This is a genomic window from Mucilaginibacter conchicola, assembly GCF_003432115.1.
Lineage (GTDB): Bacteria > Bacteroidota > Bacteroidia > Sphingobacteriales > Sphingobacteriaceae > Mucilaginibacter > Mucilaginibacter conchicola.
Window position 1 is genome coordinate 374,590 of record NZ_QWDC01000001.1, and the last position, 12,602, is coordinate 387,191.

Annotated in this window: 10 protein-coding genes; 7 read left to right on the top strand and 3 right to left on the bottom strand. The window is 43.9% G+C overall.

Annotation, left to right across the window (positions count from 1 at the left end):
- Window positions 1-54: 54 nt before the first annotated feature.
- Entirely contained in the window at window positions 55-2,202 is a 2,148-nt protein-coding gene (locus D0C36_RS01485; protein WP_199501945.1) for a glycoside hydrolase family 3 C-terminal domain-containing protein, read from the bottom strand.
- 104 nt (window positions 2,203-2,306) lie between these two features.
- Between D0C36_RS01485 and D0C36_RS01490 the strand changes: the two genes are divergently transcribed.
- The 5 genes from D0C36_RS01490 to D0C36_RS01510 all read left to right on the top strand — a co-directional run bounded on the left by D0C36_RS01490 (window position 2,307) and on the right by D0C36_RS01510 (window position 8,234).
- Window positions 2,307-3,824: an alpha-L-fucosidase gene (locus D0C36_RS01490; RefSeq protein ID WP_117389822.1), complete on the top strand. Its 1,518-nt coding sequence runs from the start codon at window positions 2,307-2,309 to the stop codon at window positions 3,822-3,824.
- A 1-nt stretch (window position 3,825) separates the two neighbouring features.
- The gene (locus D0C36_RS01495; RefSeq protein WP_117389823.1) at window positions 3,826-4,704 is read left to right on the top strand and encodes an SMP-30/gluconolactonase/LRE family protein; all 879 of its coding nucleotides are present in this window, start codon (window positions 3,826-3,828) and stop codon (window positions 4,702-4,704) included.
- A 175-nt stretch (window positions 4,705-4,879) separates the two neighbouring features.
- Window positions 4,880-6,199, top strand: coding sequence for a tRNA (N(6)-L-threonylcarbamoyladenosine(37)-C(2))-methylthiotransferase MtaB (mtaB, locus tag D0C36_RS01500; protein ID WP_117389824.1), 1,320 nt, complete (start codon window positions 4,880-4,882; stop codon window positions 6,197-6,199).
- A 32-nt stretch (window positions 6,200-6,231) separates the two neighbouring features.
- Window positions 6,232-7,410, top strand: coding sequence for a prolipoprotein diacylglyceryl transferase (locus D0C36_RS01505; protein WP_117389825.1), 1,179 nt, complete (start codon window positions 6,232-6,234; stop codon window positions 7,408-7,410).
- A 29-nt stretch (window positions 7,411-7,439) separates the two neighbouring features.
- Window positions 7,440-8,234 (top strand): inositol monophosphatase family protein, encoded by a 795-nt coding sequence (locus tag D0C36_RS01510; RefSeq protein ID WP_117389826.1) that lies wholly within the window; start codon window positions 7,440-7,442, stop codon window positions 8,232-8,234.
- Between the two features lie 104 nt (window positions 8,235-8,338).
- On the opposite strand, the gene D0C36_RS01515 is transcribed toward D0C36_RS01510, so the two are convergent.
- Window positions 8,339-8,890, bottom strand: a complete 552-nt coding sequence (locus tag D0C36_RS01515) for a NifU family protein (protein WP_117389827.1) — start codon at window positions 8,888-8,890, stop codon at window positions 8,339-8,341.
- Between the two features lie 174 nt (window positions 8,891-9,064).
- Window positions 9,065-10,408: an adenylosuccinate lyase gene (gene purB / locus D0C36_RS01520; protein WP_117389828.1), complete on the bottom strand. Its 1,344-nt coding sequence runs from the start codon at window positions 10,406-10,408 to the stop codon at window positions 9,065-9,067.
- A 114-nt stretch (window positions 10,409-10,522) separates the two neighbouring features.
- Between purB and D0C36_RS01525 the strand changes: the two genes are divergently transcribed.
- Both D0C36_RS01525 and D0C36_RS01530 read left to right on the top strand, forming a co-directional pair.
- The gene (locus D0C36_RS01525) at window positions 10,523-11,152 is read left to right on the top strand and encodes a TetR/AcrR family transcriptional regulator (RefSeq protein ID WP_117389829.1); all 630 of its coding nucleotides are present in this window, start codon (window positions 10,523-10,525) and stop codon (window positions 11,150-11,152) included.
- Between the two features lie 76 nt (window positions 11,153-11,228).
- Window positions 11,229-12,575, top strand: coding sequence for a TolC family protein (locus tag D0C36_RS01530; protein WP_117389830.1), 1,347 nt, complete (start codon window positions 11,229-11,231; stop codon window positions 12,573-12,575).
- Window positions 12,576-12,602 lie beyond the last annotated feature (27 nt).

A 12,602-nucleotide genomic window follows, 5' to 3' on the forward strand; every position in this document is an offset into this window, starting at 1 on the left:
ATTAACGCGAGGAGATTGCCGCGTCGCTATCGCTCCTCGCAATGACAATAATTGTTATTTCACTTTAAACTCTTTAACCACCTTTTCATCCGCAGAATTACTGCCGAGTATGAGTTTGTAATCTCCCGCATACAATTTCCATTCGCGGTGATATAAGTCCCATTTCTGTAATTCTTTAACAGGCACATTGATCGTAACGGTGGTCTCGCCGCCTTTGTTGACCGTTACACGTTTAAATGCCTTTAACTCTTTAAGCGGCATGCGTTCAACCTGCGGATATTGGATGTAGGCCTGCACCACCTCATCGGCGTTGATATTGCCTGTGTTTTTCACAGCGATGGTGAAGCTTACTGTATCTTTCAATGTATAACCCAATTTTAATTCGCTTTTAGATGCATACTCAAATTTGGTATAGCTTAATCCGAAACCAAATGGATACTGCACCGGCCCGTTATAATAACGGTAAGTGCGGCCGGCCATGTTGTAATTCTTATAATCGGGCACGTTGCTCAGGCTCTTGTAAAAAGTAAGCGGCAAATGGCCTGATGGTGAAACATCGCCAAAAAGGATATCTGCCAAAGCGTTGCCGCCCTGCTCACCCGGGTACCAGGCAAGGATAACGGCATCAGCATATTGGGCAACGGCATCAATGTTAACGTCGCTGCCGGCGGTTACTACCGCTATGATCAGTTTCTTCATATCGCTGCGCAGCTTTTTCAGGAAAGCGATATGGCTGGCAGGCAATTCCAGATTCAACCTGTCGCCGCCACCTGCCGCAAGGAAAGCGTCACCTTCTTCACCTTCATTAACCGGTGATAAACCAAGCACAGCAATGGTCACATCGGCGTTACCGGCAGCCCATATCCCGCCGAAGTGCGTGGTATCGCGGTTATCCGCTCCCAAATCATACTCTACACGTGCGGCAGGGCCAACGGCAGCTGTAATACCTTCTACAAAATTGATCACTTTGCCCGTGCCGTGGTAGTTGCCCACCAATGCATCGTATGAGGTAGCATTAGGGCCAACCACCATGTAGCTGCTATATTTTTGTTTGCTCAGTGGCAGTATGTTCTTATCGTTCTTTAACAATACCATGCTTTGCTGCGCCACTCTACGCGCCAATTCAATGTGTTGTGCGTTATGCACGCTATCTGCGCCATAAGCATGATATGGGTTCAGTTTGGCATCATCATAAAAACCCAATTTAAATTGTGTACGCAGCGTAGCAGATAATGCTTTATCTATATCAGCCTTCTTAAGCAAGCCACGCTGAACTGCTTTCATCACATCGTTTTGAAGCAGGGTAGAGCAATCCAGGTCTACACCAGCTTTTATAGCGTCAGCAGCCACAACAACCTGGTCGGGCGTGGTTTTGTGTCGAAGGTAGATGTCGTCGAGCGCGCCGCAGTCGGTCACCACGTGGCCCTTAAACTGCCATTCTTTCAGCAGGATATCGCGCAGCAAAGTATTACTGGTACAGCAGGGTTCGTTGTTTACACGATTGTAGGCACACATTACACTTTCTACGCCGCCATCTACCAGGTATTTAAACGAGTAGAGGTAAGTTTCGCGCAGGTCTTTCTCATCAATAATAGCATTAAACTCGTGCCTGCCTGCCTCAGGGCCACTGTGTACGGCGTAATGTTTAGCCGTTGCACTGGCTTTTAAATAATGCGGATCATCGCCTTGTAAACCGGTTACAAAAGCACGCCCCATACGCGAGGTAAGGAAAGGATCTTCACCATAGGTTTCCTGCCCGCGGCCCCAGCGCGGGTCGCGGAAGATATTGATATTAGGCGTCCAGAAAGTAAGCCCCATATACTGCAAACGCCTGCCCAAACCCGTCGACAGGTTATACTTGGCACGGGCCTCGGTTGAGATAACCGTCGATACCTGTTTCAGCAGGTCATCATTAAAAGTAGCCGCCATGCCAATAGCCTGCGGAAATATCGTCGCTTCACCTGCACGGGCAACGCCGTGTAAAGCTTCGTTCCACCAATTATAAGCGGGTATACCTAAACGCGGTACTGCCTTGCTGTTATAACCTAAAAGGGATATTTTCTCTTCGAGCGTAAGTTTGGTGAGCAGGTCTTTTACTCTTACGTCGATCGCTTTATTAGCATCTTTATAAACCGGTTGCGATTGCGCAAATGCACCGAAAGGCAGTGCAAGCAATAACAGGTAGCGAAGTTTCATAGGCATATTTTAACGGATGGCTAACTTAAAAGAAATAGCCCGCACTGCCAATTATTTAGCTTTAAATATTACTTTAGCGTAATCCTGCGCAATTATAAATTATCTGCTTTATGAAACTTTTACCGGCATTATTATTACTGCTTCCGTCGTTGGCATTTGCACAACCGGCACCAAAACCTTACGGCCCGCTACCCACCCAAGGGCAGCTAAACTGGCAGGAAACCGGCATGTACTGCATTGTACACTGGAGCACTGCTACTTATACCGATAAAGAATGGGGCTACGGCGACGAAAGCCCGGAAATAGTGAACCCATCAAACTTTGATGCCATGCAGATAGTCGGCGCGGCAAAAGCAGGCGGTTTTAAAGGTATCATCGTTGTAGCCAAACACCATGATGGCTTTTGCCTGTGGCCTACCAAAACCACAGATCATAACATCTCAAAAAGCCCATACAAGAAAGGCAAAGGCGATATTTTACGCGAATACCGCCAGGCCTGCGATAAACTGGGCATGAAGATGGGAGTTTACTGCTCGCCATGGGACAGGAATAACAAGTTTTACGGCAAGCCGGAATATGTGACCGAAGTTTACCGTAAGCAACTACAAGAACTATACACCAATTACGGCCCGCTGTTTATTACCTGGCACGATGGCGCCAATGGCGGCGACGGTTACTATGGTGGCGCACGCGAGGTGAGAAAAATTGACCGATCAACCTATTACGGCTGGGATACTACCTGGGGAATAGCCCGCAAACTGCAACCAAACGCTGTAATTTTTGGTGATGTTGGCCCTGATGTGCGCTGGGTAGGCAACGAGAACGGCAAAGCCGGCGAAACCTGCTGGGCAACCTACACACCGCACGCACCAGATGAAGGCAAAACACCGGGCAACGGCTATGTAAAAGATTATGAAGGTACCGATGGCCACCGCGATGGCAAATTCTGGATGCCGGCAGAGTGCGACGTATCGCTGCGCCCGGGATGGTTCTACCACAAACGCCAGGACGATTCGGTTAAAACGCCGACCAAGTTGTTAGAACTATACTACAGCAGCGTTGGCCGCGGCGCAGCGTTTGATCTTGGACTATCGCCCGACCAAACCGGTAACTTAAGTAATAATGATGTAGCGTCGTTAAAAGCTTTCGGTACGATATTAACAAACACCTTTGCCTCTAACCTTGCAAAAGGTGCCACCATTACCGCCAGCAATGTACGCGGTAAAAACGCCGCCAAATACGGTACTGCTAAACTAACTGATGCAGACCGCTACACCTATTGGGCAACCGATGATAAAGTAACCACCGGCAACATAGTAGCCGATGTGCACAAGCCTGTTACGTTTGATGTGATACGCCTGCGGGAGAACATTAAGCTTGGTCAGCGTATTGATGCGGTGGCGGTTGATGTATGGGAAGATGGTAAATGGAAAGAAATTGCAACAGCAACCAGCATAGGCGGTAACCGCCTGATAAGATTATCAGAAAAAGTGACTGTCCAAAAGGTAAGGGTGCGTGTTATTAAAGCATCTGCCAGTATTGCCTTAAGCGATTTTGGTTTATTTAAAGATGCATCAAAAGATGGCATTGCTGCCATGATGGATAACCCGAAGCCACAAAAGTTTTAAGATGAGAAGCTTGCTCATTTTCCTTTGCTTTTGCTCATTATCGGCATTTGCGCAAACATCACAACTGTTTGATGCCGGTGCGAAACCAAAGTTAGTGTCAAATCAATTTGAGTTTACCGAAGGGCCGGCGGTTGACAGGCAAGGGAATATTTATTTTACCGATCAACCCCATAACAAGATCTGGAAATATGATACCAACGGCAGGCTATCCGTTTTTATGGACAAAGCAGGCCGTGCCAACGGCACTTATTTCGATACAAAAGGTAACCTGATAGCCTGTGCAGATGAACATAACCAGCTTTGGCAGATCAGTCCGCAGAAAAAGGTAAAAGTATTGCTTGAGGATTACGAAGGTAAACTGTTCAACGGCCCTAACGATCTTTGGATAGACAAGTACGACAACATCTACTTTACCGACCCGTATTTTCAGCGCGACTACTGGACACGCAATAAGTCTGAAATGAGCGGCGAGAAAGTATTCCTGCTAAGAAAAGGACAAAACAAACCGATCCTACTTGACAGCATGGTAAAGCCCAACGGCATTGTAGGCACGCCAGATGGTAAACATCTTTTTGTAGCTGATATCGGTGCCGGCAAGATTTATAAATACGATATTAAACCTGATGGCAATATCACCAACAAACGCTCATTCTTTACCGAAACCGCAGATGGTATTACTTTGGATGAACAGGGTAATCTATATTTGGCAGGCAAGGGCGTTACCATCATCAACCCAAAGGGAGAGAAGATAAGCCATATCGATATCTCTGAGCCATGGACGGCTAACCTATGTTTCGGCGGCAAGGGCAGGAGAACGCTTTTTATCACCGCATCGAAAGCGGTTTATGTGATACGGATGAAGGTTAGGGGAGTGGAATAGTTTCTTTGCGATAGTGTCTTGCATTTGGGATGCTGAAACAAGTTCAGCATGACTTGATGGTTAGTTTTTCTGTGATTTAAGAACCGGATAGATACCTATCCTTTATCTCTAATCACCAATTGACTAATCTCTGACTTCAACTAATCTCTAAAAATCTTATCTTTGCGGCTTGCAAATGAATAAGAAAGTCGCTTTTTATACACTTGGCTGTAAGCTCAATTACTCGGAGACTTCGTCTATCGGCAGGTTATTTACCAATGCCGGTTACGATACCGTTGAGTTTACCGATACGCCCGACGTTTTTGTGATCAACACCTGTTCGGTTACCGAGAACGCTGATAAAAAGTGTAAGAAAATAGTAAAAGAGGCACTTAAAATATCGCCTGCTGCATTTGTAACCATTGTAGGCTGCTATGCGCAGTTGAAACCACAGGAGATAGCAGAGATACCCGGTGTGGATATGGTACTTGGCGCAGCCGAGAAATTCCAGCTGGTAGATCACATTACCGACCTGACCAAAAAGCCCAAAGCCGTTGTTTACAATCAGCCGGTGAGTGAGGCAAACGAATTTGTTCCGTCTTTCTCTATCGGCGACCGTACCCGTACATTTTTAAAGGTGCAGGATGGCTGCGATTATTCATGTACTTTCTGTACCATCCCATTGGCGCGCGGCGCCAGCAGAAGCGATACCATTGAAAATGCTGTTGAGCAGGCAAAGCAAATTGCTGCATCAGGTGTAAAAGAAATTGTGTTGACAGGGGTAAATCTTGGCGATTTCGGGATCCGTAACGGCCAGCGCGAAGACAGATTCTTTGACCTGGTAAAAGCTTTGGACGAGGTTGAAGGAATTGAACGTATCCGCATCTCATCAATTGAACCCAACCTTTTGAGCGACGATATCATCGAATTTGTATCTACCTCAAAACGTTTTGTACCGCATTTTCATATCCCGCTGCAATCGGGCAATAACAAAATATTAGGTTTAATGCGCCGCCGTTACCGCCGCGAGCTGTATGCGGAGCGTGTTGCCAAAATAAAAGAGCTGATGCCGCATTGCTGCATTGGTGTTGATGTTATTGTTGGCTTCCCGGGCGAAACCCGCGAGGATTTTATTGATACTTATAACTTCCTTAACGATCTGGATATTTCATATCTGCACGTTTTCACTTACTCTGAACGTGAAAATACCCCTGCGGCTGAAATGAGCGGAACTGTACCTGGGTCAACCCGTGCAGACAGGAGCAAGATGCTACATATCCTGTCTGATAAAAAGCGCCGTGCATTTTACGAGACCCAATTAGGCAAAGCCGATGAGGTACTGTTTGAAGGCGATATAAAAGACGGCTATATGCACGGTTTTACGCGCAATTACGTTAAGGTAAAAGCCAAGTACGACCCCGTACTGGTTAACGAAATTAAAACAGTGCACTTAACAGCAATTTCACCGGATGGTGATGTTGAAATAACAGAAAGCGAAGAGATATTAGTGCATTAACTGTTATATTCGCCCGACAAACTTAAGCACCTATGTTCCCAAATCTCTACTTCCTTGTTGAATACCTGACAGGGGCGCACGTTGAATTTCTTAAGATCGTACAAACCTTTGGTTTTTTTGTGGCAATCGCCTTTATGGGTGCATACTGGGCTTTTACGCAGGAGTTTAAGCGTAAAGAAGCTTTAGGTTATATCAAATCATTTAAAAAAACCGTAACCGTAGGTGCTAAGATCACCACGTTTAAGTTAGCAAGTAACGCCATATTCGGCTTCATAATATTCTATAAGATATTTGATGTTGCGCTGAACTTTAGCGCGGCAGTTAATGATCCTCAGGCTTTCCTGCTGTCTACCCGCGGTAACCTTATCGGTGGTATTTTAGGTGCTGCCGGTTTTGCTTATTGGGCATATTACGAGAACAAAAAGCAGGTGCTACCTGCTCCTGAAAAGCGTACCATTGATGTTCATCCTTATGAGCTGATGGGTAGCATTTTGCTATGGGCTGCCATTTTCGGCTTCGCCGGAGCTAAGCTCTTTAATGCCTTAGAAAACTGGGACGCTTTTATGAAAGACCCTGTTGGCATGCTGATAGGCTTTAGCGGTTTAACTTTCTACGGCGGTTTAATTTGTGGTGGCGCTGCGGTATTATATATCGCTAACAAGCATGGTGTGAAGCCTTTTACCATGCTGGATATTGGCGCGGCAGGTATGATGCTTTCTTACGGCCTTGGCCGTATTGGCTGCCAGATGGCCGGTGATGGCGACTGGGGTATCCCTAACCTTAAACCAAAGCCAAGCTGGTTTAGCTGGGCACCAGATTGGATGTGGAGCTTTAAATATCCGCACAATGTAGACCAGTCTGATTATGACAATCACATCCCGGGCTGTGTTGGCAAATATTGCAACGAACTTAGATTACCCGTATACCCAACGCCATTCTACGAAACTGTAGTTTGTCTGATCCTATTCTTCATCCTTTGGAAAATGCGCCATCGTGTTAAAGCGCCGGGTGTGTTCTTCGGCATTTACATGATAATGGCCGGCGTTGAACGTTTCTTCGTTGAGTTAATACGCGTGAACACCAAATATGTGGTAGCAGGCGTATCATTCACGCAGGCAGAGATGATCTCTGTTATTATGGTTGTGGGTGGCTCATTACTTATTTACTTTGGTAATAAACGTTTTGCCAAAACCGGTGCGGTGAACGCATAGTATCATCACTTAATTTACCTTGATATATCATGAACTTCAATCAGATTATTGATCGGGTTATAGATGTTTCTAAAGAAGCCGGTCAGTTTATACGTGAAGAACGCAAAACCTTTGATGCAGACCGCATTGAATACAAAGGCCTTAACGACCTTGTATCATACGTTGACAAAACTGCAGAGGAGAAAATAGTAGCCGGACTTGAGTTAATTTTACCCGAGGCCGGCTTTATCACCGAAGAAAAAACCAGCACGAAGGTAGGGGAGCGCTATAACTGGGTTATAGATCCTTTGGATGGCACTACCAACTTTATACATGGCTTACCAAGCTTCTCGGTAAGTATTGCTCTGCAGGAATACGACACGCCTGTGTTAGGTGTGGTATATGAGGTGAACCTTGACGAGTGCTTCTCGGCCCATAAAGATGCACCTGCATATTTAAACGGCACCGAGATAAAGGTTAGCAACAAATTCAAAGTTGCTGATAGCCTTATAGCAACCGGTTTCCCGTATTACGATTTCAGCTACCAGGAACGATACATCAAACTCTTTACAGAGCTGATGCGCAATTGCCACGGCCTGCGCCGTTTAGGTTCAGCAGCGGTTGATCTGTGCTATACAGCATGTGGCCGTTTTGAAGCTTTTTATGAGTATAACTTAAATCCTTGGGATATTGCCGCGGGTATCGTCATAGTTCAGCAAGCAGGCGGCGAGGTGGTAAACTTCCATGGCGGCAGCGAAGTGTTGAAGAAACGCGAACTGGTGGCTACTAACGGCAAGATAACTAAAGAGTTGCTGGATTATGTAGATAAGTATTTCAACGTTTAGTCTCCTTTTAGGTAAGTGAGCTATCAAACAAAAAGGCCGATTGGATATCCAACCGGCCTTTTATATTATATCGGTGAAATCATCCACCAAAATCAGTATAATCCTTAAAGAGCTTCAGAAACCACCTCAGTAACTTCAGGAACCATACGTTTTAACAGGTTCTCGATACCGGCTTTAAGCGTAACAGTTGATGACGGGCAACCGCTGCATGACCCGCGAAGCTCTACAGTAACCACACCTTCATCAAACGAGCGGTAAGCAATAGCACCACCATCCTGTTCAACAGCAGGGCGAACGTAATCGTTCAGGATCTGTTGGATCTTGATCTCTGTTTCAGTGCCTTCAAACTCAACATCAGTTTCCTGCTCGGTTTCCTGTACTTTATATTCGGCCTCAACGGCACCTTTTACAAACTCTTTAAGTATTGGTTGTATATCATCCCAATCAGCACCGTCGGTTTTGGTAACCGTAACAAAGTTGCTGGCGAAGAACACACCGTTAACAAAGTTAAATTTGTACAATTCCTTAGCAAACGGCGATTTTTCAGCGCTTTCTTTAGTGGCATAGTCAACACTGCCGTTGATCAGCAACTTGTTCACAATGAACTTCATTGTTGCCGGGTTAGGGGTAGCTTCGGTATATACGTTGATATTCATCTTGTTTTCTTATTTATAAGTAGAACAAATATAAACAGGGTTTTGATTTAAGCATCCTGTTTAAAGTGTTTTGACCTCGTCGTGACGATGCTTTAATGTGCAAATATGCAGATTTCAGATATGCAGATTAGCTTTTTGAATCATCTGCACATTTGCATATTTGAAATCTGCACATTATATGCCCGTATAATTCTGCGGAGTGATCGCCTTTATCTCGTTTTTAACGCTATCGTTCACATTCAACCCATCCACAAACTCAGCGATGGTTTGAGCATTTACCTGGGTATTGGTACGGGTAAGTTCTTTCAATGCCTCGTAAGGATTAGGATAGCCTTCGCGGCGAAGGATAGTTTGGATAGCCTCGGCAACCACTGCCCAATTAGCTTCTAAACTTGAGTTGATAGCAGCCTCGTTTAGCAATAATTTATTCAGTCCGCGTAGGGTTGATTTAAAAGCAATAATAGTGTGAGCTACAGGCACACCGATGTTACGCATAACGGTTGAGTCGGTTAAGTCGCGTTGTAAACGTGAGATAGGCAGTTTTGCCGCAAGGTGTTCAAATAATGCATTGGCAATACCTAAGTTACCTTCGCTGTTTTCAAAATCGATAGGGTTAACCTTGTGTGGCATGGCCGATGAACCTACCTCACCAGCTTTTATCTTCTGCTTAAAGAAGTTCATGCTGATGTACGTCCATATATCACGATCCAAATCAATAATGATATTATTGATACGCTTCATGGCATCACATTGCGCTGCAAAGTTATCGTAATGTTCTATCTGGGTAGTGTACTGCGACCTGTCCAGTCCTAAAATATCATTGATAAAATGGTTGCCAAAAGCTTTCCAGTCAATAGCAGGGTATGCCACGTGGTGTGCATTAAAGTTACCTGTAGCACCGCCAAACTTGGCACCATGTGGTACGGCTTTCAGTTGCGCTACCTGTTTTTCCAAACGCTCAACAAACACCTGTATCTCTTTACCTAAACGGGTTGGCGATGCAGGTTGTCCGTGGGTATGTGCCAGCATCGGGATGTTAGCCCATTCGTTAGCATATTCCTGTAATTTAGCTATCAGCGAAGATATCTCCGGCAGGTAAAGTTCTTCTAAGGCCAGTTTAAACGAGTAGGGTATAGCTGTGTTGTTAATATCCTGAGAGGTTAAGCCGAAATGGATAAACTCTTTCAACTCTTCTAAGCCAAGCTTATCAAACTCAGCTTTTATAAAATACTCAACCGCTTTAACATCATGGTTGGTGGTTTTCTCAATGTCCTTAATGGCCACTGCATCTTCCTCAGAAAAATTTCTGTAGATATCGCGTAACTTTTCGGTTTTGGCTTTATCAAAGCCTTGTAGCTGCGGCAGCGGGTGCTCGCAAAGTGCTATAAAGTACTCTATTTCAATAAACACCCTGTATTTAATTAGGGCAAATTCTGAAAAATAAGCTGCAAGTGCTGATGTTGAGTTACGGTACCTACCGTCGACAGGAGATATGGCAGTTAGGGAATTTAAATCCATTGAGTGATTTTTTTGCAAAGATAGACAATTGTGGAAAATGGACAGTTGTAATACAGAAGTAATTTATCATGGAAACTTTGAAATCTAAAAATGTTTCCATAGTTTTGACCAATAATGTCAAACGGTCAAATCGATAGAATAATTTTAGGTGCCGAAGAGCTTTTTCTGCAAGCGGGCATCAGGAGCGTTACCATGGACGATATTGCCCGCCATTTGGGTATGTCGAAAAAAACCATTTATCATTTTTTCAATGATAAAAATGACCTGGTAACGGTGCTGGTCAGGAAAAAATTGCAGGAAGATGAATGCCAGATAGTGGATATCATCAACAAATCATCAAACGTGATCGAAGAAATGATCAACATGATGAAGGCCTCTGAAGAGATCTTCGGGCGCATTAACCCAATTGTGATACATGATATGCAGAAATATCACCCCGAATCATGGGCAGAATTTCAGAAGTTTAAAGCCGATGTACTGGTAAAAACACTGGAAGAACTTTTATTAAAAGGCATAGACCAGGGTTTAATAAGGGCTGATATTGACGTAAAAGTACTGGCTAAGATGCGTGTTAACCAGGTTGAGATGGGATTTAATACTGCGATATTCCCGGTAGCACAATTTAACCCATGGAAAGTGCAGTACCAAATGTTAGAGCATTTTAACTATGGTATATGCACGCTGAAAGGTCACGAACTGCTTGATAAATATAAATCAGAGCATATTGAAAAAAAAGCCAGCTAACAACAACACTGTTGACATAAGGCTGTCAAAAACAACACTTGTTTTGCAACACAACAAACTACCATATATACAACAAATGAAACGAATACTTACCCTACTAATGTGCTTAACAGGGGCTTTAAAAAGCTTCTCGCAAACACAGCCTGTTGTTGAGAGCTATAATTTTACGGTGCAGGAAGCCGTAGATTATGCTTACAAACATCAGAACGCTGTGCTTAATGCCAATTTAGACGTTAAAAGCGCTGAATACAAGGTAAAAGAGACAACCGGCATAGGATTGCCGCAAATAAACGGCCAGGCAACACTTACTGATTATCTTAAAATACCCACACAGTTGTTGCCGGGCGAACTGGCTGGCCAGCCGGCAGGAACTTTTATACCTGTACAGTTTGGAGTTAAATACAATTCCAATCTTTCGGTAACGGCCAATCAGATATTATTTAACGGCAGTTACCTTGTTGGTTTAAAAGCTTCTAAAACTTACAAAGAGTTATCTACCAGAAACTATCAGCGTTCTAAAATCGAGGTAAATGTAAATGTTACCAAAGCCTATTACCAGGTTTTGGTTAACAGCGAACAAATTAGATTGCTTGATGCCAACATTAATCAATTAAAACAACAGGTTGATCAAACAACCGCGCAAAATAAACAGGGTTTTGTAGAGAAAATTGATGTAGACCGTATTTCTGTACAATACAACAATTTATTAACTACCCGGGAAAATACATTGCGTTTGCTTGCCCTTAATTATCAGTTGTTGAAATTTCAAATGGGGATGCCTATAGAAAACAACCTGTCGCTGGTAAGTAAGCTTACTGACATTGATCTGCAGAACGATGTTGCTGCGCTGACCGCGGATACCACTTTCTATCATAACAGGATAGAATACGGTTTGCAGGAGACTCAGAAAAAATTAAATGAACTTGATCTTAAAAATAAGAAAACCCAGTACTTACCAACGGTTAGTGCCAATGCAAGCTATGCAGCATCTTACCAAAACAATAGTTTTAGCCGGTTGTACAGCAATAATTTTCCTTCGGCTTATGTAGGTTTAAGTATCAATATCCCAATTTTTAACGGTCTGCAAAGAGAGTATCAAATAAAACAATCTAAAATTACGGTGCTTAAGTCTCAAAACGACTTAGTGAACTTAAAAAATTCGTTAACGCTTGAGGCCAGCCAGGCACGTATCAACTTCATAAACGGCTTGCAAACACTTAATAACCAAAAGCAAAGCCAGGCATTAGCGCAAGAAGTATTACGCGTATCAAAAATAAAATACCAGCAGGGCGTAGGCTCAAGCATTGAGGTAACCCAGGCACAAACAGCCCTTGAAGATGCAGACAATAAATATATACAGGGTCTTTATGATGCTTTGGTAAGTAAGGTAGACCTCGACAAAGCTTACGGAAGAATACAATAACGATAATCTAAATCACTCATATCAAAC

Excerpts from the sequence above, each read along its gene's own strand:
- D0C36_RS01485 (WP_199501945.1), bottom strand. The coding sequence starts at position 2,202 with ATGCCTATGAAACTTCGCTACCTGTTATTGCTTGCACTGCCTTTCGGT.
- D0C36_RS01490 (WP_117389822.1), top strand. The coding sequence starts at position 2,307 with ATGAAACTTTTACCGGCATTATTATTACTGCTTCCGTCGTTGGCATTT.
- D0C36_RS01495 (WP_117389823.1), top strand. The coding sequence starts at position 3,826 with ATGAGAAGCTTGCTCATTTTCCTTTGCTTTTGCTCATTATCGGCATTT.
- mtaB (WP_117389824.1), top strand. The coding sequence starts at position 4,880 with ATGAATAAGAAAGTCGCTTTTTATACACTTGGCTGTAAGCTCAATTAC.
- D0C36_RS01505 (WP_117389825.1), top strand. The coding sequence starts at position 6,232 with ATGTTCCCAAATCTCTACTTCCTTGTTGAATACCTGACAGGGGCGCAC.
- D0C36_RS01510 (WP_117389826.1), top strand. The coding sequence starts at position 7,440 with ATGAACTTCAATCAGATTATTGATCGGGTTATAGATGTTTCTAAAGAA.
- D0C36_RS01515 (WP_117389827.1), bottom strand. The coding sequence starts at position 8,890 with ATGAATATCAACGTATATACCGAAGCTACCCCTAACCCGGCAACAATG.
- purB (WP_117389828.1), bottom strand. The coding sequence starts at position 10,408 with ATGGATTTAAATTCCCTAACTGCCATATCTCCTGTCGACGGTAGGTAC.
- D0C36_RS01525 (WP_117389829.1), top strand. The coding sequence starts at position 10,523 with ATGTCAAACGGTCAAATCGATAGAATAATTTTAGGTGCCGAAGAGCTT.
- D0C36_RS01530 (WP_117389830.1), top strand. The coding sequence starts at position 11,229 with ATGAAACGAATACTTACCCTACTAATGTGCTTAACAGGGGCTTTAAAA.